Consider the following 22,307-nt stretch of genomic DNA (forward strand, 5'->3'; position numbering starts at 1 on the left):
GTTCATGGGCCCTCTGAACCCTGAAGGAGGATGGACGCCATGCCTCCCACCCGCGTCATGAACGAGCGGATCGCTTTGGCCCCGGGGCCGGGGAGAACTGTGCGAGAGCGGTCTCGAAATCTACCTATCCGGGGAATGCCAAGCCGCCCACACGAGACTTACACAGGTGGAGGAGGTCTCGGCGCAGCGGGGGGCCCGGTGTCTCCCGGCCTTTCCTTTAGGTTGCTCACCCGCCTCACCGTCGAGCGCGTCGCGTCGATGGCCACGTTGGCTGCTCCGAGCATTCGGAGTTCGGTCGGTCGATTCAGAGCTTGTCGCGCGATGCTGGCAGCCAGATCGTCCACCTCGGCCGCCATCGCCTCCAGACGATCGCGATCGGTTTCCCGACAGGCCGCCGCACGCAGTTCGAGAAGGCGGCTCGTCGCGACTTCGATCCGCTCCCGTCGGATGCGGCCGAGCCGTTGGCGCAACCAAGCTATCGTCGACCCGACACCGCCACCCAGGATGGCGACGAGGTAGATCCAGCTCTCGTAGCGCTCGATGAAGGTCTCCTGCTCACGCTCGTAATAGTCGATCGCCCCCGGATGAATGGGGAGGTGCGCGCTCGTGGCGTCGGCGGTGTCTTCGTAGGCCGGACTCGTAATGGCATCGGCTGCGGGCACCCGATCGGCCAAGGCGCTGCGCATCTCGAACAGATGCTGCGTCACCTCTGCGGCAAGGCTGCGCGACAGGTCGGCCCGGGCCATCAGGCGGTAGGACGATCCCACGGTTGCCACGTCCTCGGCGGGAAGGCGGGGGTTGCCGCCAAACAGCCCAGATGGAAGCGTGACCGCTTGAAGGCGCGGCCAGCGGGCCAGGAAAGCCGTCGCATCGGCCACCCCGAAGAAGGCGATTTCGTTGTCGGCGCTCTCGTCCTTGATGAGGAAGACAAGTCGTTTGGCGATGGGAGAGGTCGGCGTGGTGATCATCACCAGCGCGTCGATCCGACGATCGCGCAGGGCGGCGCCGATGTCGGCTTCATCGAGGGCCACGAGGGTTACGGCCTTCTTCGACACGATCTGCCCTGGGGACTCCGTGAGTTCCAGGTCATGATGGACGGCGAGAGTGCCGACCAGTGTACGGTCGGCGGTGCGGCTCGCCAGCATGCCGAGGCGTTTGCCGGACAAGTCCGAGAAGCCCTTGATGCCCGCGTCGGAGGGCGCCGCGACGAAGACCGCGAGTTCACGCAGGACGGCAAGCGTCAGGGCATTTCCAGGCATCGCGACGTCGGGTCGAACGACGGCTAGATCGGCCTTGCCGGCCTTCAGAGCCTCCGCGCTCTCCCGAACGCCGTCGAAGGGCACGACCTTCAGCCGGATCCCGAGCTTTCTTCGCATCAGCTCATCCGCATAGGCCTGCAGCAGGGCAGGCTCGCTTCCGCCTTTCGGGGCTACCGCGACGGTGAGCGTCGTCGGACGCGTCAGCTGGTAGGTCGCGATGGACACGAAAACGAGTACGCACGCCAAGCCCAGCAACAGCCAATCCTGCCGCCGGGCGGGGAGCTTCATCCTAGCCACGCAGGCTCTCCATCCCCTCGCGCACGTCCGTCGAGAACGCCTGTCGCGATGAAGTGGGCCTTGCCAGCATAGCGCGTCCAAGACAACGTCACCGTATCGGATGGGGGAGGACCGCCTGACTCAACCACCCTCGGCTTCCTCACGCGCGGAACGCGAGCCTGCGTGCCAGGATCGACCATCACACCACCATGGCCAACTGCGTGCGGGTCGGATCGGACGCTGCGTCAATGGCTGCGGTGCGCGGCAGCCGAAGCGTCGAAACTACGGAAAGCGGCGGCCCGCGCCGCGACGAGGCCGGCAAACGTCAGACCCTTGTCGATAGGAATGGACGTCCCTCGGCCTCGCGCCGCAGGTCACCGACGTGCTGGATCGCGACGGCGCCCTACCGGCCCAGCGCCTGTCGCAGCGGCCGCGATCTTTGGTTTGAAAGGACGCGGACGCCCCATGCGCCTCGGCCCAGGCCTCATTCACACTGCCGCCGACCTTTTCTTCGTGCGAAGGCTCGGCAGAGGCACACAGCTGATCGGAGGGACTGCACCTCCCGCGCAGCCTGCACCCGCAGCCGATCCCGACTGAACGGTCGCTTCTATACCTTGCTGATGACAAGACCTGCATAGAGGTCTCCCAGAATCCGCGCCTGGGCCATCAAGCGTTCGCTGGAGTTCTTGAGATAGGCGATCTCGATCTCGAGAGCGGCCAGGGGGGTGCGAGCGGCCGCGAGCTTCCTGAAGGTGGCCGTTCCCTCGGCATAGGACTGGCGCGCGAAATCCGCCCATTCGATACAAGCGGTCTGGTTCGTCCTGGCGGCGGCCGAGATGGCCCTCATCGTGGTCTCGAGGCCGCTCCCGCCGCCGGAGGCGCGGGGGAAGGTTTTGTCGAACGCCTTGGTCATCGTGATCATGGTCTGCCCCTGCCCTACCGGGCTCTTCCTGGACGATCGAAACGACTTGCGCGTAGCGCAGATTCCTATTTGTGCGATGCAACAACTGCGGTCAAGAACGCACCGCACTGCAATATAACCGATCAAATCCCGTGCGCCTCATTAACCCGGCTGTAACTGCGTGCGCCTAGCCTGATTGACAGATGTTTCGGGTTGACGGCGGCAGCGCCACACCTGTCCCCATGTTGCAGTGCAAACCGGCCATGCCGTGTTTGCCGAAGCGGTGAGCATGATGCGTAGCGTACCCAACCGCGTGGTGGACGACTTGGTACGAGTGTCGCGCCCGAGCGCGAAGCATTCCCTGCCCGCCCTAATCGCCGCGGCGGCGGTGCTGACTGCCCTTGCGTCGCCGGCCGAGGCCAAGCGCCGGGTGAATCATCGCGGCGGGGGCGGCTACAACCCACCCTACGCGGCGATGGTCGTCGACGTGAAGACGGGCAAGACCCTTCACGCGGTGAACGAGGATTCCCTCCGCCACCCCGCCTCCATCACCAAAGTGATGACCCTCTACATGCTGTTCGAGCAGCTGGAGCGCGGTCGTTACACACTAGAATCCCCCCTCACCATTTCGCCTTACGCCGCCGCGCAGGCGCCATCGAAGCTCGGCCTGCGCCCCGGCTCGACCATCTCCGTCGAGGACGCCATCAAGGCGATCGTGACGAAGTCGGCCAACGACGTCGCCTGCGCCATTGGCGAGAACATCGCCGGCGGCTCCGAAGCGCGCTTTGCCGAGATGATGACCGCCAAGGCCAAGGCCCTCGGCATGAGCCGGACGAACTACGCCAATGCGTCGGGCCTGCCGGACTCCGATCAGATCACCACGGCGCGCGACCTTACGGTACTGGCCCGCGCCATCCAGGACCGCTTTCCACGCTATTATCGCTACTTCCAGACCCGCTCCTTCGCCTTCCGCGGCCGGGTCATCGGCAATCACAACCGCCTCCTCGGCAACGTCCAGGGCGTCGACGGCATCAAGACGGGCTACACCCGCGATTCCGGCTTCAACCTCATGACGGCGGCCCGCCTCGACGACCGCCAGATCGTCGCCATCGTGCTCGGCGGCAAGTCCGGTGCGAGCCGCGACAAGATCATGGCCGACCTCGTGCGGGCCAACCTGCCCCGCGCCTACGCGGGCAACCGCCAGACGCCGGCGACCGTCGAGGTCGCCGAGCGCGCCCGTCCCGCCGTGGTGGCGGACGGCGCATCGCGCACCCGCACCCAGGTGGCGTCGGCCGACGATGAGGAGATCGAGACCACGGCGTCCACGGCGCAGCCCCTCGACATCTCCCCGAACCGGGCAACCACCACCCCCGGCAGCGCCGGCGCCAAGGGTCGCCTGCCCGCCAGCGCTCAGGCCTACGCCCCGGCGGCACCCGCCGCCCCGTTCCCGATGGCCACGAAGAGCCCCGCCCGCCTCGCCTCCGTCGACGGCGCACGCACTGAATCCGCCCCCAAGACGGTGTCGGGCGCCAAGGCGACGCCCACTGCCTGGGTGATCCAGCTCGGCGCCATGGACGACGAGGACAAGGCGAAATCGATGCTGGCCGAGGCCCGCAACCGCGCTGGCGGCTCCCTGGCCCGTGCCGCTCCCTACACGGTGAAGGTCGAGCATGGCGGGGCGACCCTCTACCGCGCGCGTTTCTCGGGCTTCTCCGAGCAGGATGCTGCGCAAGATGCCTGCAACGCCCTGAAGCGCAGCGGCTTCTCCTGCTTCGCTACCCGAAGCTGACCGGATCGGCCGATCCCGTACGGATCGGCCCTCGCTCCGCGCGACGCCGCACCGCTCCGCGCGGTCGGTCCGTCGTGCCGGTGAACGACGTTGTCTCGTAAATTCCCCCCTCTGGCACGCGCGTGGAGTATCAGCGATGTCGGTTCGTCAGCCTGTCCCGGGCCGCGTTGACGCGCGCCGCCTGCTCGGCCGTCCCCCCCTGGTCGGGGTGGAGCCGCTTCATCAAAGTCCGGTGAGCCATGCGGACGCGCTCGAGGGACGCCCCGCGCTCAAGCCCCAGGATCTCATAGGCCTGCTCCTGCGTCATCGTCCCTGGGTCCGCCGGACGGCGCGGCCGCGGGTCGGCATCCGGCTCAGCGTCTTCACGCCCGCCGGCCGGCCGGCTGTGCACATCCGCCTGTAGGCGCCCCCTCCCCCGGACCCAATTCGTGAAAGCGCGCCAGCGGCGCCGCAGGCCCGTGCCCCCTTCGAGGAGCCAGAGGCCGGCCAGAACCAGGATCACTCCGAGTTCGGGGCGGCCCCGGACGAGGACCAGGCCAGCCGCCGCGAGGGCGCCATAGCCACCGATCCGCCGCAGCAGGCGGGCCGTGCGCGCCGGCGAGCGTCGCAGGGCGTTGCGGCCGAGCCACCACAGCAGCAGCAATCCGAAGCCGGCGAGCAGGAGCGTCATCGGGCAACGCCGTATTCGGCGCTCACCCGGCCACCGATGCGCAGGCGCACGCCGCCGATCTCGCGAAAGCCGTCGTCCCCCCGCGCCGGTGGCGAGAGGCGCCCGGCGCAGTCCGGCCGGTCGGGCAGGCGCACGCCCTCGGGGGCGTCCTGCGGACAGGGGAGCCGGGCAGCGCGTGCGCGAGCCCCCTCCCCCGCCTGCACGGCGGGCGTCAGGAGAAGGACGAGGAGGGTCGGGAATCCAAGGGCGAGACGCATCGGTCCCTCGTGTGGGTCGTGGATCGTTCGTGACGCGTCCGGCGCGAAACGCTCGAGCATCGTCTTTACCCGATAGTCGGAAGCCAGCTGTCGGGACGATGCTCTAAGCGATCCCGATGGCATGAAAGATGTCGGGTGACCATTGGATCGTCCCGCGCGGGCCGCGAGCCTGATCGAAATACGCCCGGAGCGTCCCCTCGTGCGCGGGATCGGTGATCGTCCGCTCACCGACGCGGAAGGCCTCGATGCCGCCGAGGACGATTTCGTTGTTCGCCCCCCTCGTGCCCGCCATGACGATCCTCGGAACGGCGTCCATGTAATCCACCATCCCACGCGCAGCGTCGATGGAAAGATCGCCGTGTTCGAGGTCCCGCAGGATCCCGGCGGTGGCGGGCAAGTAGTGTCCCCGGACCTTCGCGAGATCGAATTGGGTCGCGATCTCGATCTGCCGCGGGGACAGGCGCTGCTTGAGCCACCGTGCCGGCACGCCGCCATAGAGGCCGAACGCCTCGCAGGCACCGACCGCGACCGCGCCTGCGGCGAGCACGGCACCCTCGGCGATCCGGACCCCATCGACGACGGTGGTGTCGGCCGAGAGGATGACACCGTCGCCGAGCGTGACGCCCAAAGCCTCGTTCTTCAGGGACTCCTTCTGTTCCTCGGAGAACAGATGCGAGAACAGCTTGCCGTACACCCCGGCCGAATTGTGCGACACACTCGAAACCCGATGTTCGCCACCGACGATGATCTTGCTCGAGGGGTGAGCTTCACAGAAGGCCCCGGAGCGGAACAGGATCGTCGGCGATCGCGGCTGCTCGGCCAACAGCACCGGGCGCCCGATGAGGCCGACGGAGAACCGACCGAACAGGAAGATCGAGTTCCGCATCCGAACCTCGATCTCGTAGGGGTAGTACAATTCGCCGATCAGACGGTCGAATGTCGGCCCGAGATCGAAGTTGTAGTATGTGTCCCTGGACAGATGCATGGCTCATCCCCTCCACTTTCGGGCGGCTTGGTCGGGACACCGCCCGTGTCCGGGGTTTCGCGACCTGCGTCGGGGACGGTCGCTCACGGCCGTGCGTCCGCCACATCCGTCGTCGTGACGCGGACCCGACGGGTGCGTCCGTCGCGCTCCACGGTCAACTCCAGGGCCGCATCGACGCCCGCCTCCGCCATGGCAGCGGTGAGGTCGGCGAGGCGGTGGACGGGGCGGTCGCCAGCGGCCACGATGATGTCGCCGAGGGTCCCGGCCTGCGGATCGACGCCGCGCAGGCCGGCTTGCGCGGCGGGAGAGCCACGCAGCACCCGCACCACCACGACGCCGTCGATGCCCAGTCGCGCGGCGACGGATTCCTGACCAGCGATGATGCCGATCCCGGGATTGCGGGTGCGCCCGTTGCGGATGAGTTCGGGCACGACGCGATTGACCACGTCGACGGGGATGGCGAATCCAATGCCGGCACTCGCCCCCGAGGGCGAGAAGATCGCCGTGTTGACGCCGATGAGCCGGCCGGCCGAGTCGAGGAGCGGGCCGCCGGAATTGCCTGGATTGATCGCCGCATCGGTCTGAATGACGCCCGAGAGTTCGCGTCCCTCGGCCGTCGGCAGACGGCGCTGGAGGGCGCTGACCACCCCCGTGGTGAGGGTGTGGTCAAGGCCGAACGGGTTGCCGATGGCGTAGGTCGACTGACCGACCTTCAGATCGGCCGAGGTGCCGATGGCAAGGGGTGGCGGCGGCGCGGTGCGGCCGAGTTGCAGCACGGCGAGGTCGTAGTTCGGGGCCGTGCCGACGATTCGCGCCGGAACCACCGCCCCGGAGGCGAGGCGCACGGAGACGGAGCTGCCGCCCTGCGCGGCGGCGGCCACCACGTGATTGTTGGTGACGATGTGGCCTGCCGCGTCCCAGACGAACCCCGTTCCCGTCTGCGATCCACCGCCGTCCTGCTCGCCGCCCTCTTCGCTGTCCGCGCCGAACAGACCGCGATTCTGGGCTGCGGCCTGCACGAAGACGTGAACCACCGAGGCGCTGGCCCGGGCGAACAGGGCGACGGTGGAGGCCTCGGCGGGTGCCAGTTCTCCCCGAGCCGTGATTGCCCGTGGGGTGCGTGCGGCGAACAGGAATGCCGTCACGTAGGGCTGCGCCACCAGGAGCCCCAGCAGGAGCAGCGCCGCTCCAACGGTGATCCGTACGAATCGGTCCCGCATCGCCATCCTCTTCAACACAGTGGGATAAATCGTTTGCTGCGCTGCGGCATTAACCCCTCGGTGACTCTTCTGCCGTCAACTGAGGTCAAGGGCGGGACAGGCTGCGGGTGCGTCAGCACACCGTTCAATCCCACGGCCGAGGCTACATCCTGCCTATAGGACGAACGAAGAGAAGACCCGTTACACGACAAAGCGGCACCACCAAAGCAGCTCGCGGCAGAACGATGTGCGTATCATCGGTCTGCTCCTGCACTGGATCGGAGCGACCTTCGGGATTGCGTCCGAATTAAGCGCAGGGCCGCCCCAGTGATGCTTCCATTCCCGGCGATTGTCCCGTTGCGGCCGTTCAGGTTCATGCGCCTATCAGGTGTGGACCGGACTGCCGGCATCGCGGGGAGCGCCCCTCTCGATCAAGGAAAAGGACCCATGGAAACCGAAGCCCTCGAACGTCCCGCCGACCTGACCATCTGGCGGACCGCCCCCGTCTCGGCCCCCGTGGCCCAGCCGGAGCGTTATGACACCCTGCGCGAGGCCATCAAGGCTGCCGCCGGTGCCCTCACGGACCCCGCCAAGCAGCCGTGGATCATCACCGAGGAGGGCGAGATCCTTTCTCCGAACTGGATCCGTACCTACCTGAACTGAGCCTTCCGAGACGACTCCGGCCCTAACGATGGGCCGGGCTTCCCCTTGAGCCGACCGCCGGGTTTCCCGGGGCCGGCTCACGAGGGTGACGGGACCGGATGGGGCGAGGATCGATAGGCCCGCCGATCCGGATTGAGAACCGGCGCCTGTTCGGACGGTCCGCGATATCGGATTTGCTGAGGGACAGGTCTGCGAGGCGGACGCCCGCCAAGAGTAGTCATCGCGGTTGATCGCGCCAGATCCCGAATTACTACTCAAAAGCCCTTAAACCGGAGCACGGCGGTTTCGGCCAGCGTGCGTCCTCTGTGACGGCCGAACGGCGCGTCTTTCCAGGGAGCGGCCGGCTCACGTCCGGAAAGACTTCGATCCGGCTGCGCGTCGATCGTCCCGATCCTGATTCACATGCCGTCTCGGCAACGCGGCGACTCCGGCGGTGGCGGCAGCATCAGTGACGAGCCAGCATCGAACCGCTCTGTCGCCCCGATGGACGGGACCACAATCCCTACATGCGCAAGACACGGCCTCGGATGAACCGAAGGATCCGCGCCGGTGGCCCCGACTTGATCGCGCGCCCTGCCGTTCCCCCGAGAGGGCAGCGTAGCGCAGAAAAAAGGCCGCTCCGAAGAGCGGCCCGAAGTCTAGGGAGGAAACGCCCCAAAAGGGCAACGGGACCGCGACGCCATCGCGCTCCCGCAAGGCACAATCTAGTGTGCGCCGCACAAAACACAAGGGCAAACCGCGCCAAACGTCGCTCTCCGAGGCGAACGCTAAGGGTGTCCGCCGCCGTGGCGGTGCCTTCAATCCTGGGCCAGCAACCGGGCGATCTCGGCCCGCAGGGGACCTTCGAGGTCCTTGCGCTCCAGGGCGTAGGCGATGTTGGCGGTGAGGAAGCCGAGCTTCGAACCCGTATCGTAGGTGCGCCCGGCATAGCGCATGCCGAAGAAATCCTGAGCCTTAGCGAGTTCGATCATCGCATCGGTGAGTTGGATCTCGCCACCGGCCCCCTTGCGGCCGTGAGACAGGACTTCGAAGATCTCCGGCTGGAGAATGTAACGGCCCGAGATGATGAAGTTCGACGGGGCGGTGCCCTGCTTGGGCTTCTCGACCATGCCGGTGATCTCGAAGGTCTGGCCGAACGTCTCGCCGACGCTGACGATACCGTACTGGTGCGTTTCCTCGGGCTTCACCTCCTCGACGGCGATGACGTTGCCGCCGTGCCGCTCGTAGGCCGAGAGCATCTGCTGCATGCAACCACGGCTGAGCATGTCCGGCAGGAGCACGGCGAAAGGCTCGTCGCCGACGATCTCGCGGGCGCACCACACGGCATGGCCAAGACCGAGGGGCTCCTGCTGACGGGTGAAGCTCGTCTGTCCGGCGGCCGGCAGATCCCGCTTCAGCTCCTCGTAGGCCGCCTGTTTGCCGCGCTCCTGCAACATCCGGTCGAGCTCGAACGAGATGTCGAAATGGTCCTCGATCACCGCCTTCCCGCGCCCGGTCACGAAGATGAAATGCTCGATGCCGGCTTCGCGCGCTTCGTCGACCACGTGCTGCACCACGGGCCGGTCGACGACGGTGAGCATCTCCTTCGGCACCGCCTTCGTCGCGGGAAGGAAACGGGTCCCGAGGCCCGCGACGGGAAGGACGGCCTTACGAATCGGTTTCATCGAACGGGACCCGGAATCGAGTAATGTGGAGCGAGCCTCGGAGGCGACGCACGATAGCATCCCGAGCCCGATGGCACACCGTGGCTGTAAGACGGCATAACCGATGCGGTGAATTTGCGATATATCGTTACCTGACGGTTCGCGGGAGAACGATCATGGCGGTTTTGGTGACGGGTGGGGCCGGCTATATCGGCAGCCACATGGTTCTTGCCCTCCTCGACGCCGGCCATGACAAGGTCGTCGTGATCGACGACCTCTCGACGGGCTTCGATTGGGCCCTGCCGCCGGAAGTGACCCTCGTCGTCGGCGACATCGCCGACCAAGACCTGGTGGCCGAAACGATCCGCCAGCACGGGGTCGACGCCCTGGCGCACTTCGCGGCGCGCATCGTGGTTCCCGACTCCGTGGCGGACCCCCTCGGCTACTACCTCGCTAACACCGTCAAGACCCGCGCCCTCATCGAGACGGCGGTCCGCGAGGGCGTACGCCACGTCATCTTTTCCTCCACGGCGGCCGTATACGGCGAGCCCGATCACGTGCCGGTGCCGGAAGACCTGCCCGCCGCGCCGATCAATCCATACGGCCGCTCCAAGCTCATGAGCGAATGGATGATCGCCGACGCCGCGCGGGCCCACGGCTTCACCTACGTCATCCTCCGCTACTTCAACGTCGCGGGCGCCGACCCGCGCGGGCGCACGGGGCAATCCACTCCCAACGCCACCCACCTCATCAAGGTCGCGACCCAGGCGGCACTCGGGCAACGCAGCCACCTCGACGTCTACGGCACGGATTACCCGACCCCAGACGGCTCGTGCCTGCGCGACTACATCCAGGTCTCCGACCTCGCCGAGGCGCATCGCGTCGCCCTCGACCACCTGCGCGGCGGGGGCGCGAGCCTGACGATGAATTGCGGTTATGGACAGGGCTATTCCGTCCTTGACGTGATCGAGGTGGTCAAGCGCGTGTCGGGCAGGGACTTCGAGGTTCGCCTGTGCCCGCGCCGACCCGGCGATCCGGCACGGATCATCGCCCAGGCCGACCGCATCCGCAGCCTCGGCTGGACGCCGCGCCACGCGAGCCTCGACGGGATCGTCGCCCAGGCGCTTGCCTGGGAGGATGCGTTGACGAAGCGCAACCGCCTGTGAAGGCCGCGCCCCTCGGCCTCGCGCTGCTGCTGGCGGCGGTCGGCTTGGCGGACGCCGCCCCCACCCGGCCCTCCGCGCCGGCGCCGCCGGCGGCGGGTGCACAGGATCTACGACCTTTCATCGAAGCCCTGCGGCCCGAGGCCCTGGCGCGCGGCATCTCGGCCACGACCTTCGCGGCGGCCTTCGCCGACGTGACCCGGGCCGATCCCGACGTCCTGGCGCGGACCCGGCGCCAGGGCGAGTTCGCCCGTCCGGTCTGGGAGTACCTCGTCGGCGCCGTCTCGCCCGGCCGCATCGCGCGCGGACAGGCCCAGGCGGCGCGGCTGGCCACGACCCTCGCGGCCATCGAAGCGCGCTTCGGCGTCCCGCGATGGATCGTCCTCGCGTTCTGGGGCGTGGAATCCGATTTCGGCGCCAGCGCCGGCACGGTGCCGACGATCCGGGCCCTCACGACCCTCGCCCAGGCCGGCTTTCGCGGGCCCCTTTTCCGTGACGAACTCCTGGCCGCCCTCACGATCCTGGAGCGCGGAGACATCACCCCGGGTGCCATGAAAGGCTCGTGGGCCGGGGCCATGGGACAGGTTCAATTCCTTCCGTCGAGCTTCCTCGCCCAGGCGGTCGATTTCGACGGGGACGGGCATCGCGACATCTGGAACTCGCAGGCCGATGCACTGGCCTCCATCGCCAACTTCCTCAAGTCGCTCGGTTGGAATCCGGCCGTCTCGTGGGGCTACGCCGTGACCCTGCCCCCGAACTTCGACCTCACGGCCTACCGTGCCGACCTGTCGGATTTCGCGCGTCGGGGCGTGCGACGGACGGACGGAAAACCCTTCCCAGCTTCGGGCAACGCCAGCCTGTACCTGCCCGGCGGCCTCGGCGGCCCGTCCTTCCTCATCACCGATAATTTCGAGGTGATGCGAGCCTACAATACCTCCGATTCCTACGCCCTGGCGGTCGGCCACCTCGCCGATCGCCTTGCCGGCGGGCCGCCCCTCGCCGCCCCTTGGCCGAACGGCACGGCCCGCCTCGACAAGGCCGGGCTCCAGGCCCTGCAGACGGGACTGTCCGCACGCAACCTCTATGGCGGCGAGGCCGACGGCCGGGCCGGACCGAAGCTGCGCGAGGCCGTGCGCCGCTACCAGATCGAGCAGGGCCTGCCGGCGGACGGCTACGCGACACCCGCCCTCCTCGATCACCTCCGGGGACGTCCCTAACGCGCGGCAACCGCCCGGGAAGCGTTGCGCCGCTCCATGGCTCTCCGATTGGGCGGCGACGAAACCGGGACAGCGCGAGAGCCCCACTTAGACCCGGACACGTTCCTCGGTTAGGATACGGGCATCCAGCCGGACCGCCCGGCGTCGAGACGAAGGCTTTTCATGACGGTGCCGGCATCGCGCGCGGCCTGGTCCGCCCTGACCGGCCTCGTTCTGCTCCTCGGCGCGGCGCCGCCGGCGGCAGCGCAATGGGGGGATTCCTACGACGCACCCTCGCGGCGGTCTCGGGAGTACTATCGCGACGACGGCGGCTACGGTGCCCGCCAATCGAGCCGCCGCTACGCGCCCCCGCCCCAGGAGGCGCCGCGCCAGTTCTACTGGCCGTGGGAGGACCGTCCGCAACAGGCTCAGCCGGTGCCCGCGCCGACGATGCGGCCGACGCCCCGGCCCCGGACGCCGGCCTATGCCGACGAGCCGCGCGCGGTACGGCGCAAGCCCCGCCCGGCCCCCGTCATCGCCCAACCAAAGCCCGTGGTGCCCAAGGTCGAGCCCACGACCCGTATCGCCGTGTTCGGCGATTCCCTCGCGGGTTCCCTCGGCACCGGCCTTACCGACGTGTTCGAGGACAACACCGAAATCGGTGTGGTCGATCGCTCGCGCGCCGATAGCGGCCTCGTGCGCAAGGATCTGGTCGATTGGCCGAAGGCCGCCGAGGACTACCTCAAGACCAATCCCAAGATCGCCTATGCCCTGGTGATGGTCGGCGCCAACGACCGCCAGCCCATCCGCGACGGCGATCAGACCGTCGAGCCCCTGACCGAACGCTGGCGGCAGCTCTACGGCGAGCGGGTCGAGGCGTTCGTCAAGGTGTTCACGGATCACGCGATCCCGCTGGTCTGGGTCGGCGCGCCGCCCATGCGGAGCGAATCCCTGACCAAGGATCTCGCCGAGATCAACGACATCGCCCGCAGGTACGTCGCGAAGGCGGGCCAGACCTATGTCGACATCTGGCCGGGCTTCGTCGACGACCGGAACCGCTACGCCGCCACGGGACCGGATCTCGAGGGCCAGGAAGCGAAGCTGCGCGCCGGGGACGGCGTGCATTTCACTAAGGCCGGCGCGCGCAAGCTCGCGCACTTCGCCGATGTCGAACTTAAGCGGATGATGGGGACGAGCCCAGCCGCCACAGCGCCCGTGGCAACAGCGCCCACCGCCCCGGCGGAGGGCGAGACTCCCCGCCTCGACGACGCAGCCGCCATCGATCGGCAGATTACCGCCATGCTGCCGAGCCTGCCCGAGCCGCCCGGCATTCCGGCCCTGCCGGTCAAGCCGGCCGCCGGACCCGTGGTGCCGCTGGGGCGCGGTGAGATCGCGCCCGGCGGAACCCTCGTGAGCGGACGCCCCCGCGATTCCGATCCGTCCGGGAATGTCGAGCGGGCACTCCTGCGCGGCGCGGCGCCCGTCACCCAACCCGGTCGGGCCGACGATTTCCGTTGGCCCCCTGGCTGATCGAACGGGATCGGCCGGGCGGGACCGAAGGCGTCCCGGTCCCGCCCGTCGTTGGTCTCAGCGCGGCAGGACGCTGGCGCCCATGAGGGCCTCATCGATGGCGCGCGCAGCCTGCCGGCCCTCGCGGATCGCCCAGACCACGAGGGACTGACCGCGACGCATGTCGCCGGCGGCGTAGATCTTCTCGTTCGAGGTGCGGTAATCGACGGTGTTGGCCGTGACGTTGCCGCGCCTGTCCATGGTGACGCCGGACTCCTCCAGCAGGCCCTTGCGAACGGAGCCGGCGAACCCGATCGCCAGGAAGACGAGGTCGGCGGGCAGGACGAACTCACCGCCCGGAACCGGCTGGCGCTTCTCGTCGACGCGGGTGCAGACCACGCCGGTGAGCTTGCCCTTCTTGCCTTCGAGACGCAGGGTCGCTGCCTGGAACTCGCGCTCGGCCCCCTCGGCCTGGCTCGACGAGGTCCGCATCTTCGTCGGCCAGTACGGCCAGACCGAGAGCTTGTCCTCGCGCTCCGGCGGGCGCGGGCGGATATCGAGCTGCGTCACCGAAAGGGCGCCCTGGCGGAACGAGGTCCCCACGCAATCCGACGCCGTGTCGCCGCCGCCGATGACGACGACGTTCTTCGCAGTCGCGAGAATCGGCAGCTCGCCGTTGCCCGGCATCGGCTCGGCCCCGACCCGGCGGTTCGACTGGACGAGGAACGGCATGGCGTAGTGCACGCCGACGAGATCCTGGCCCGGCAGCTGCGGGTTGCGCGGGTCCTCGGCGCCGCCGGCGAACAGAACGGCGTCGTGCTCGGCTGTCAGCTCGTCCAGGGGCTTCGTCACGCCGACATTGACGCCGTAATGGAAGCGGACACCCTCCGCTTCCATCTGCTTCACGCGCCGATCGATGTGGCGCTTCTCCATTTTGAAGTCGGGGATGCCGTAGCGGAGCAGGCCGCCGGCCTTCGGCTCACGCTCGAACACGTGGACATCGTGGCCGACGCGGGCGAGTTGCTGCGCGGCGGCGAGGCCGGCCGGGCCGGAGCCGATGATCGCGATCTTCTTGCCAGTGCGGTGTGCGGACGGCTCGGGCTTCACCCAACCGGCATTCCAGGCGCGGTCGGCGATGGCCTGCTCGATGGTCTTGATCGCCACCGGCTGGTTCTCAAGGTTGAGGGTGCAAGCCTCCTCGCAGGGCGCCGGACAGATACGACCGGTAAATTCAGGGAAGTTGTTGGTGGAGTGGAGGTTGCGCGCCGCCTCCTCCCAGTCCGACTGGAACACGAGATCGTTCCAGTCGGGGATCTGGTTGTGGACCGGGCAGCCGGTGTCACCGTGGCAGAACGGGATGCCGCAATCCATGCAACGGGCCGCCTGCTTCTTCAGGTCGTGCTCGTCGAGGGGCAGCGTGAACTCGCGGAAGTGCCGCACGCGATCGGCGGCGAGCTGATACTTCTGCTCCTGCCGGTCGAACTCGAGGAAACCCGTGATCTTGCCCATAACCTAAAGCCCCACCTGACGTCCGTCCCTCGCGCGAAGCGGAGACCCAATCCTTTGCGCGGATGCGCTAGCGCTCGAGCCAATTCTCGACGCGCAACCCCGGCACACGCGAGAACTCACCGACATTGTCGGTCACTATGATACTGGCGTCGCACAGTGCATGCGACGCGATCAGCAAATCGTTCGCACCGATCGGTTGCCCGATCCGTTCCAGATGTCGACGAACCTCCCGTACACGCGATCGACCGGAACCGTGTACGGGGCGATGTCGATGGCCCCAAGCACCGTCTCGACCTGCCGGGACAATCGCTCCGATCCTCGTTTGGCCGCGCCGAACCGGAGTTCGGCGGCGACGACGATGCTCGTGTAGACGTTGGCTTCGCCGATCTCGGCGATCTTTTGCGCCAGCGGGCCTCTCGGGACGCGAACGAGCCCCGAGAGGATGTTCGTATCGAGAAGATAGCGCACCTACAGAGCGACCGGTTCGGGGAGGCGATCCTCGATGTCCGGCCAGTCCTCATCGATGGTCTCAAGGTCCGAGAGAGTTTCTAGCAACGAGGGCCGGGTGAGCGGCACCAGCGTCAGACGCCCGCCCTCGATGGGCAACAGCGCCTCCTCTCCCGGTAGAGCGAACTCGGCCGGAATCTCGATGGCTTGTCCCGTGCCCTTACGTTGGAGCCCCACCCGTCGCTCGATCATACGACACTCCCTCCGAGCCGCTTCATCCCCCGAGGCCCTCGCCCGTCGTCAGCCCCTACTCCGCCGCCACGGGCATCCGCGCCAGTTCCATCTCGCGCAGCGCGCGGCGGTACTCCACCGGCATCACCTTGACGAACTTGGTCCGGAACTCCGCCCAATTGTCGAGGATCTCCTTGGCACGCGGCGAGCCCGTGTACTTCAGGTGATTGGTGATGAGCTGGCTCAGGCGCTCCTCGTCGTGACCCGACATGTCGGCGAGGATATCGACGCGGCCCTTGGTCTCGAGGTCGCCGTCCTGGTGGAAGCGACGCATGATGTCGTCCTCCTCCTCGATGGGCTCGAGATCGACCATGGAGAGGTTGCAGCGGGCCGCGAACGAGCCATCGGAATCGAGCACGTAGGCGATGCCGCCGGACATGCCGGCCGCGAAGTTGCGCCCGGTCTCGCCGATGGAGACCACCACACCACCGGTCATGTACTCGCAGCCATGGTCGCCCATGCCCTCGACCACCGCGATGGCGCCGGAATTGCGGACGGCGAAGCGCTCGCCGGCCGATCCGCGGATGTAGCACTCGCCCGCGATGGCCCCGTACAGCACGGTGTTGCCGGCCATGATCGTGTGCGCGGCCGGCGCCTTGAGAGCGTCGGACGGGCGGATGATGAGCTTGCCGCCGGACAGACCCTTGCCGACGTAATCGTTGGCATGGCCCGTGAGCACCACGGTCACGCCCGCCGCGAGCCAAGCGCCGAAGCTCTGGCCGGCGGTGCCCGCGAGGTTCACCCGGATGGTGTCGTCGGGCAGGCCCTCGTGGCCGTAGCGCTTGGCCACGGCCCCCGACAGCATGGCGCCGGCGGTGCGGTCCGAGTTCTTGATCACGTCCTCGACAACGACGGCCTCCCCGTTCTCGAGGGCCGCTCCCGCCCCTGCGATGAGGCGCCGGTCCAGCACGTCGTCGATGGGGTGCTTCTGGCGCTCGGTGTGCCGGATCGCGACGTGCTCGGGCACCTCGGGCCGGTGGAACAGCTTCGAGAAGTCGAGTCCCTTGGCCTTCCAGTGCTCGATGACCTCGAGGGTGTCGAGGTAGTCGGCCCGGCCGATGAGATCCTCGAGCTTGGTGAAGCCCATGGCCGCCATGAGCTCGCGCAGCTCTTCCGCAACGAAGAAGAAGTAGTTGATCACGTGCTCGGGCGTGCCCTTGAAGCGCTTGCGCAGCACGGGGTCCTGGGTCGCCACGCCGACGGGGCAAGTGTTGAGGTGGCACTTGCGCATCATGATGCAGCCGGCCGCGATGAGGGGCGCGGTGGAGAAGCCGAACTGATCGGCGCCGAGCAGGGCAGCGACGAGCACGTCACGCCCCGTGCGGATGCCGCCGTCGGCCTGGAGCACCACGCGTCCGCGCAGGTGGCTGAGCACCAGGGTCTGCTGGGTCTCGGCGAGCCCCGTCTCCCACGGACCGCCCGCGTGCTTGATCGAGGTGAGGGGCGCCGCGCCCGTGCCGCCATCGAAGCCCGAGATGGTGATGTGGTCGGCGCGCGCCTTGGCGACGCCCGTGGCCACGGTGCCGACGCCGACCTCGGAGACGAGCTTCACCGAGACGTCGGCCTCGGGGTTCACGTTCTTCAGGTCGAAGATGAGCTGGGCCAGATCCTCGATGGAGTAGATGTCGTGGTGCGGCGGCGGCGAGATGAGGCCGACGCCGGGGGTGGCGTAGCGGACCTTGGCGATCTTGGCATCGACCTTGTGGCCGGGCAGCTGGCCGCCCTCGCCGGGCTTGGCACCCTGCGAGACCTTGATCTGCATCATGTCGGAATTGACGAGATATTCCGTCGTGACGCCGAAGCGCCCGGACGCCACCTGCTTGATAGCCGAGCGGCGCGAGCGCCCGTCCGCCATCGGCTTGAAGCGCTCGACCTCCTCGCCGCCCTCACCCGAGTTCGAACGGCCGCCGAACGAGTTCACCGCGATGGCGAGCGTCTCGTGGGCCTCCTTCGAGATGGAGCCGTACGACATGGCGCCCGTGGCAAAGCGCTTGACGATGTCGGCCGCCGGCTCGACGGCGTCGATCTCGACGGGCGCGCGGCCGAGTTCGGCCGCCTGGCGGATCCGGAACAGGCCCCGGATGGTCTTGAGGTGGCTCTCCTGCTCGTTCACGAGGCGCGCGTATTCGCGGTAGCGCTCGGGCAGGCCGAGGCGCACGGCGTGCTGGAGGGTCGCCACGGAATCCGGCGTCCAGGTGTGGCTCTCGCCGCGCAGGCGATAGGCGTACTCGCCGCCGACATCGAGCGCCGTGCGGTAGACCGGCGCGTCGCCGAACGCATCCGTGTGCCGACGCGCCGTCTCCTCCGCGACCTCGGCCATGCCGATGCCCTCGATGGTGGTGGCCGTGCCGAAGAAGTCCCGCGCCACGAAGGCCGAGTTCAACCCGATGGCGTCGAAGATCTGCGCGCCGCAATAGGACTGATAGGTCGAGATGCCCATCTTGGACATGACCTTGAGCAGGCCCTTATCGATGGACTTGATGTAGCGGTAGACGATCTCGTCCGGCGTCAGGTCCGGCGGGAACTCGTCCTTCATGGCGATCAAGGTCTCGAAGGCGAGATACGGATTGATCGCCTCGGCGCCGTAGCCGGCCAGACACGCGAAGTGATGGACCTCGCGCGGCTCGCCCGACTCCACCACGAGGCCCACGGAGGTGCGCAGACCTTTGCGGATGAGGTAGTTGTGCACGGCGGCCGTGGCGAGGAGCGCCGGGATCGCGATGCGATCCGGGCCGACGCCGCGATCCGACAGGATGATGATGTTGTAGCCGCCGCGCACGGCGGCCTCGGCCCGGTCGCACAGGCGGTCGACGGCGCCCTCCATGGCGGCCGCTCCGGTCTCGGCCGGGAAGGTGATGTCGAGGGTGCGGGTGTCGAACCGGTCCTCGAAGTGGGAGATCGAGCGGATCTTCTCGAGATCGCCGTTGGTGAGGATCGGCTGACGCACCTCGAGGCGCTTCTTGCGCGAGGCCCCCTCCATGTCGAGGAGGTTCGGGCGCGGGCCGATGAACGAGACGAGGCTCATCACGGCCTCCTCGCGGATCGGATCGATGGGCGGGTTCGTGACCTGCGCGAAGTTCTGCTTGAAGTAGGAGTAGAGCGACTTCGGCTTGTCCGAGAGCGCCGAGAGCGGCGTGTCGGTGCCCATGGAGCCGACCGCCTCCTGACCCGTCACGGCCATGGGCGCCATGAGGAGCTTGAGGTCTTCCTGGCTGTAGCCGAAGGCCTGCTGGCGATCGAGGAGCGACACGTCCGAGCGCGAGGCGCGCGGGATCACGGGCTTGAGGTCCTCGAGCACGATCTGGGTGTTCTTGACCCACTCGGCATAGGGGTGCGCGGCCGCGAGTTCGGTCTTGATCTCCTCGTCGGAGACGATGCGGCCTTTCTCCAGGTCGATGAGCAGCATCCGGCCGGGCTGAAGGCGCCAGGACTCGACGATCTTCTCGTCGGGGATCGGCAGCACGCCCATCTCGGAGGCGAGCACGACGAGGCCGTCATCAGTGACGAGGTAGCGGGCCGGGCGCAGGCCGTTGCGGTCCAGCGTCGCGCCGATCTGGCGCCCGTCGGTGAAGCACACGGCGGCCGGGCCGTCCCACGGCTCCATCAGGGCGGCGTGGTATTCGTAGAACGCGCGACGCTCCTCGTTCATGAGCGGATTGCCCGCCCAAGCCTCGGGAATGAGCATCATCATGGCGTGGGCGAGGGAGTAGCCGCCCTGCACGAGGAACTCGAGGGCGTTGTCGAAGCAGGCCGTGTCGGACTGGCCCTCGTACGAGATCGGCCACAGCTTCGATATGTCGTTGCCGAACAGCTCGGAATCGACGCTGGCCTGACGCGCGGCCATCCAGTTCACGTTGCCGCGCAGGGTGTTGATCTCGCCGTTATGCGCGACCATCCGGTAGGGGTGCGACAGGCGCCAGGTCGGGAAGGTATTGGTGGCGAAGCGCTGGTGCACGAGGGCGAGGCCCGAGACGTAACGCTCGTCCTGCAGATCGCGGTAGTAGTCGCCGAGTTGCGTGACCAGCACCATGCCCTTGTAGACGATGGTCCGGGTCGACAGCGACACGGGATAGTACATGTCGGCGCGCGGGTCCTTGAGGCCGTAGACCTTGTTGGAGATCACCTTGCGGACGATGAAGAGCCGGCGCTCGAAGGCGTCCTCGTCGGCGATGGCGGCCGGGCGGCCGATGAACACCTGACGGTGGTGCGGCTCGGTTTCCTTGACCATGACGCCGAGGTCGCTCGGATCCACCGGCACGTCGCGCCAGCCCAGCAGCGGCAGGCCTTCCTCGGCCAGGGCCTTCTCGACGATCTCCTCGATGAGCCGGCGGGCCTCGGCGTCCTTCGGCAGGAAGAACTGTCCGACGCCGTAATGGCCGGGCTCCGGCAGGGCGATGCCGAGACCCTCGCACTCGGCCTTGAAGAAGGCGTGGGGGATCTGGGTGAGGATGCCGCAGCCATCGCCCATCTTGGGATCGGCCCCGACGGCGCCGCGATGGTCGAGGTTCTTCAGGATCTGAAGCCCCTGGGCGACGATGGCGTGGGTGCGCCGGTCATGCATGTCGGCGACGAAGCCGACACCGCAGGCGTCGCCTTCACGAGCCGGGTCGTACAGGCCCTGGGCCTTCGGCAGGGCACGGTCGCGCACGATCAGCGGCGCGCCACCGTCGCGCGTCGCGGGAACCGACGCCTGAAGCGCCCCGAATTCAGCAGATGCGACCACGCTCACCATCCCTCGCCTCCGACGTGCTCGCTCGCGAGCATGTTTCGTGCCCAAACGCCATGGGGCGCCCAGGTGCATCATTCGCCAGCGTCGGCTCTCGGCGGGATTTTGTCTCAAGGGGACTTCGGTGAGGAAGCGCCCGTGACCCGCGGGCGCGACGCCGGCTTGATCTCAAGCCGTGCGGGCCCAAATCACCCACTGGGTGATCGTCTTGGAATCTCGTTTGCTCGCCGGAAACGTCACCCGCGGAGATCCTTGGCCATCCGGGAAGCCACCGCCCCGGAAATGGGACAGCCTTGCTGTCCTAACGATGGAAAGTGACAGATTTTAAACGGTCCAGCAAGGGGCGTACCGCTGCTGGTCTCTTCTTTTCCGCGCGCGCGGACATTTCCGCGGACGGTCCGTTGCCGCAGGGGGATCACTCCATGGCCCGGCACGGCATCCCGCGGACAGAGTCCCGCCTGGAACGGCCCGCAATCCCGCCCCAATCCCGCAGTTAACAGAGCGTTGCCGGGCACAAGCGGCATGCGGGGGCGAGGCCATGGCGGAGCCCCACCGGAGGACCCGCGCCAACAGCGGGCCTCCGGATCGAGATATCTGGAACGAGGTGCCATTGGAACGGGGTACCATGCGAGGTTTTGTGAACGCGCGCGGCGGCAACCGACGCGGAAAACCCCAGCTTGCCTCCCTGGCGGGTGGTCTTGTCCTGTCCGTCATCGGGTCGGGATTCGCAGCGGCACAGGGGTTTGACGACCGTGACATGCCGATGCCACCGCGCGTCGTGGTATGGCGCCTGAACGATCGCGGCTTCACCGCCGTATCCCGTCCCCTCTTCGATGGCCGCGCCTACGTGGTCGAAGCCGACGATCCCTACGGCGAACGAGTCAGGGTGTTCGTCGATGCACACGACGGCGCCATTCTGCGCCGTCAGCGCCTCGCCTTCGCTGCGTCACCGCCGCCCATGCGGGCCGCGCGTCCAGCCCCCGGCTACGGCTGGACCGAGGAGGAAGCGGTTCCCCGTCGTCCGATCCGCGAGGTCGAACGGATTGTGCCGCCGGGCGATCGGTTCGATCCGTCGCCGCGCCGTGCGCCCCTCGACGTCGCACCATCCGCCCGGACCGACCTTCCCGATCGCAATCCGATGGGGCTCAATCCCGACGCCAGGGGACGCACCGAAGCATCCACGAAGGCGGCACGGCTGAATTCCGCGCCGAAGCCGGTCATTCCGAAGGCTATCCCGGCAGCGCCCAAACTGTCCGAAACACCGCCCGCGCGGCCGACTCCCGAACCGGCGCCGGCCACCGCTGCCCTCGAAGCCCCGAAACCCGTGACCCCGGCCACGAACGCCACCGCGGCGACTCCGGCCGCCGTGCAGCCACCGGAGACAAAGGCAGCCAAGGATTGGAAAGACCCGCCGGCCGATCAGAAGAAGCCGGTTCGGGTCATCGGCGGAGCCACCCTGGTCCCAGGCGCCACGGAGCCCGCCAAGGACTGATCCGGCGACGGCCTCCGCCGAGGGGAGAGGCTCGATCAGCCAGCGTCGCTCGCACCGGCCCCCTGGAGTGCGGGATCGCGGGTGGCGGCCCGCACCGGGCTCTCAGCCTGCGGCGGCTCGCTGATCGCCTTCAGCGCCAGGGGATCGAGACCGCTCTCCTCCCGAGGCCCGAAAGTCTCAAGGGCGTGGCGCATCTTCGGCGTCCAGAATGCGACGATGTGCTTGTGAATGCCGGCCACGGCCTCGTCGTCCGGGTAGGAGCGAAAGAACGTGGCGATCTGGTTCGCCATGCGAACGAGCTTCTGGTCGGAAGTCAGGGCGCTCATGGGAAG

Annotated in this window: 17 protein-coding genes and 1 pseudogene; 6 read left to right on the top strand and 12 right to left on the bottom strand. The window is 68.0% G+C overall.

The genetic code is table 11. From position 1 onward, the window contains the following. Positions 1-158: 158 nt before the first annotated feature. Together MFF01_RS15120 and MFF01_RS15125 are read right to left on the bottom strand one after the other, a co-directional pair. Positions 159-1,556, bottom strand: a complete 1,398-nt coding sequence (locus tag MFF01_RS15120) for a TAXI family TRAP transporter solute-binding subunit (RefSeq protein ID WP_373319770.1) — start codon at positions 1,554-1,556, stop codon at positions 159-161. Between the two features lie 586 nt (positions 1,557-2,142). Beyond that, positions 2,143-2,457 carry a phasin family protein gene (locus MFF01_RS15125; protein WP_238226728.1) on the bottom strand — a complete coding sequence of 105 codons (315 nt, stop codon included), beginning with the start codon at positions 2,455-2,457 and terminating at the stop codon, positions 2,143-2,145. A gap of 271 nt (positions 2,458-2,728) precedes the next feature. On the opposite strand from MFF01_RS15125, the gene MFF01_RS15130 reads away from it, so the two are divergent. Then, on the top strand, positions 2,729-4,225 hold the full coding sequence (locus tag MFF01_RS15130; RefSeq protein ID WP_373319771.1) for an SPOR domain-containing protein: 1,497 nt from the start codon (positions 2,729-2,731) through the stop codon (positions 4,223-4,225). Between the two features lie 130 nt (positions 4,226-4,355). Here MFF01_RS15130 and MFF01_RS15135 read toward each other — a convergent pair whose 3' ends face one another. The 4 genes from MFF01_RS15135 to MFF01_RS15150 all read right to left on the bottom strand — a co-directional run bounded on the left by MFF01_RS15135 (position 4,356) and on the right by MFF01_RS15150 (position 7,357). Next, positions 4,356-4,895: a DnaJ domain-containing protein gene (locus MFF01_RS15135; RefSeq protein ID WP_238226732.1), complete on the bottom strand. Its 540-nt coding sequence runs from the start codon at positions 4,893-4,895 to the stop codon at positions 4,356-4,358. Next, entirely contained in the window at positions 4,892-5,152 is a 261-nt protein-coding gene (locus MFF01_RS15140; RefSeq protein WP_238226734.1) for a hypothetical protein, read from the bottom strand. Before MFF01_RS15140 ends, MFF01_RS15135 begins: the two co-directional genes overlap by 4 nt. Before the next feature lie 103 nt (positions 5,153-5,255). Continuing rightward, the gene (locus MFF01_RS15145; RefSeq protein ID WP_238226736.1) at positions 5,256-6,137 is read right to left on the bottom strand and encodes an LbetaH domain-containing protein; all 882 of its coding nucleotides are present in this window, start codon (positions 6,135-6,137) and stop codon (positions 5,256-5,258) included. Positions 6,138-6,220: 83 nt separating this feature from the next. Beyond that, a complete protein-coding gene (locus MFF01_RS15150) occupies positions 6,221-7,357 on the bottom strand; it encodes a S1C family serine protease (protein WP_238226738.1) in 1,137 nt (378 codons plus the stop codon). A 426-nt stretch (positions 7,358-7,783) separates the two neighbouring features. On the opposite strand from MFF01_RS15150, the gene MFF01_RS15155 reads away from it, so the two are divergent. Next, positions 7,784-7,999, top strand: a complete 216-nt coding sequence (locus MFF01_RS15155) for a hypothetical protein (RefSeq protein ID WP_238226739.1) — start codon at positions 7,784-7,786, stop codon at positions 7,997-7,999. Positions 8,000-8,796: 797 nt separating this feature from the next. Here the strand turns inward: MFF01_RS15155 and galU are convergent. Continuing rightward, positions 8,797-9,663, bottom strand: a complete 867-nt coding sequence (gene galU, locus MFF01_RS15160; RefSeq protein ID WP_238226741.1) for a UTP--glucose-1-phosphate uridylyltransferase GalU — start codon at positions 9,661-9,663, stop codon at positions 8,797-8,799. A 155-nt stretch (positions 9,664-9,818) separates the two neighbouring features. On the opposite strand from galU, the gene galE reads away from it, so the two are divergent. The 3 genes from galE (at position 9,819) to MFF01_RS15175 (ending at position 13,531) form a co-directional block, all read left to right on the top strand. After that, complete coding sequence (galE, locus tag MFF01_RS15165; protein ID WP_238226742.1) at positions 9,819-10,808, top strand: UDP-glucose 4-epimerase GalE; 990 nt, start codon at positions 9,819-9,821, stop codon at positions 10,806-10,808. Then, complete coding sequence (locus MFF01_RS15170; protein ID WP_238226744.1) at positions 10,805-12,022, top strand: lytic murein transglycosylase; 1,218 nt, start codon at positions 10,805-10,807, stop codon at positions 12,020-12,022. The genes galE and MFF01_RS15170 overlap by 4 nt, the downstream gene beginning before the upstream one ends. Before the next feature lie 162 nt (positions 12,023-12,184). Beyond that, a complete protein-coding gene (locus MFF01_RS15175; RefSeq protein WP_238226746.1) occupies positions 12,185-13,531 on the top strand; it encodes an SGNH/GDSL hydrolase family protein in 1,347 nt (448 codons plus the stop codon). 57 nt (positions 13,532-13,588) lie between these two features. Here MFF01_RS15175 and MFF01_RS15180 read toward each other — a convergent pair whose 3' ends face one another. From MFF01_RS15180 to gltB, 4 genes and pseudogenes are all read right to left on the bottom strand, one after another. Beyond that, positions 13,589-15,019, bottom strand: coding sequence for a glutamate synthase subunit beta (locus MFF01_RS15180; protein ID WP_238226748.1), 1,431 nt, complete (start codon positions 15,017-15,019; stop codon positions 13,589-13,591). Between the two features lie 67 nt (positions 15,020-15,086). Beyond that, a pseudogene (locus tag MFF01_RS15185) lies at positions 15,087-15,487 on the bottom strand (type II toxin-antitoxin system VapC family toxin). Next, positions 15,488-15,718: an antitoxin gene (locus MFF01_RS15190; RefSeq protein ID WP_238226750.1), complete on the bottom strand. Its 231-nt coding sequence runs from the start codon at positions 15,716-15,718 to the stop codon at positions 15,488-15,490. It lies immediately after the preceding pseudogene. A 55-nt stretch (positions 15,719-15,773) separates the two neighbouring features. Next, positions 15,774-20,489, bottom strand: a complete 4,716-nt coding sequence (gene gltB / locus MFF01_RS15195; protein ID WP_373319767.1) for a glutamate synthase large subunit — start codon at positions 20,487-20,489, stop codon at positions 15,774-15,776. 751 nt (positions 20,490-21,240) lie between these two features. Here gltB and MFF01_RS15200 point away from each other — a divergent pair. Further along, on the top strand, positions 21,241-21,975 hold the full coding sequence (locus MFF01_RS15200; protein ID WP_238226752.1) for a hypothetical protein: 735 nt from the start codon (positions 21,241-21,243) through the stop codon (positions 21,973-21,975). Positions 21,976-22,010: 35 nt separating this feature from the next. Here the strand turns inward: MFF01_RS15200 and MFF01_RS15205 are convergent, their stop codons facing one another. Beyond that, entirely contained in the window at positions 22,011-22,301 is a 291-nt protein-coding gene (locus MFF01_RS15205; protein ID WP_238226754.1) for a formate dehydrogenase subunit delta, read from the bottom strand. Between the last annotated feature and the right edge of the window lie 6 nt (positions 22,302-22,307).

Origin of the sequence: Methylobacterium adhaesivum, from assembly GCF_022179065.1 — a bacterium.
Classification (GTDB): domain Bacteria; phylum Pseudomonadota; class Alphaproteobacteria; order Rhizobiales; family Beijerinckiaceae; genus Methylobacterium; species Methylobacterium adhaesivum.

Coding starts and splice junctions, on each gene's coding strand:
- MFF01_RS15135 (WP_238226732.1), bottom strand. CDS start 4,895: ATGACGCTCCTGCTCGCCGGCTTCGGATTGCTGCTGCTGTGGTGGCTC.
- MFF01_RS15145 (WP_238226736.1), bottom strand. CDS start 6,137: ATGCATCTGTCCAGGGACACATACTACAACTTCGATCTCGGGCCGACA.
- gltB (WP_373319767.1), bottom strand. CDS start 20,489: ATGGTGAGCGTGGTCGCATCTGCTGAATTCGGGGCGCTTCAGGCGTCG.
- MFF01_RS15125 (WP_238226728.1), bottom strand. CDS start 2,457: ATGATCACGATGACCAAGGCGTTCGACAAAACCTTCCCCCGCGCCTCC.
- MFF01_RS15180 (WP_238226748.1), bottom strand. CDS start 15,019: ATGGGCAAGATCACGGGTTTCCTCGAGTTCGACCGGCAGGAGCAGAAG.
- MFF01_RS15140 (WP_238226734.1), bottom strand. CDS start 5,152: ATGCGTCTCGCCCTTGGATTCCCGACCCTCCTCGTCCTTCTCCTGACG.
- MFF01_RS15150 (WP_238226738.1), bottom strand. CDS start 7,357: ATGCGGGACCGATTCGTACGGATCACCGTTGGAGCGGCGCTGCTCCTG.
- galE (WP_238226742.1), top strand. CDS start 9,819: ATGGCGGTTTTGGTGACGGGTGGGGCCGGCTATATCGGCAGCCACATG.
- MFF01_RS15130 (WP_373319771.1), top strand. CDS start 2,729: ATGCGTAGCGTACCCAACCGCGTGGTGGACGACTTGGTACGAGTGTCG.
- galU (WP_238226741.1), bottom strand. CDS start 9,663: ATGAAACCGATTCGTAAGGCCGTCCTTCCCGTCGCGGGCCTCGGGACC.
- MFF01_RS15200 (WP_238226752.1), top strand. CDS start 21,241: ATGCCGATGCCACCGCGCGTCGTGGTATGGCGCCTGAACGATCGCGGC.
- MFF01_RS15190 (WP_238226750.1), bottom strand. CDS start 15,718: ATGATCGAGCGACGGGTGGGGCTCCAACGTAAGGGCACGGGACAAGCC.
- MFF01_RS15175 (WP_238226746.1), top strand. CDS start 12,185: ATGACGGTGCCGGCATCGCGCGCGGCCTGGTCCGCCCTGACCGGCCTC.
- MFF01_RS15155 (WP_238226739.1), top strand. CDS start 7,784: ATGGAAACCGAAGCCCTCGAACGTCCCGCCGACCTGACCATCTGGCGG.
- MFF01_RS15205 (WP_238226754.1), bottom strand. CDS start 22,301: ATGAGCGCCCTGACTTCCGACCAGAAGCTCGTTCGCATGGCGAACCAG.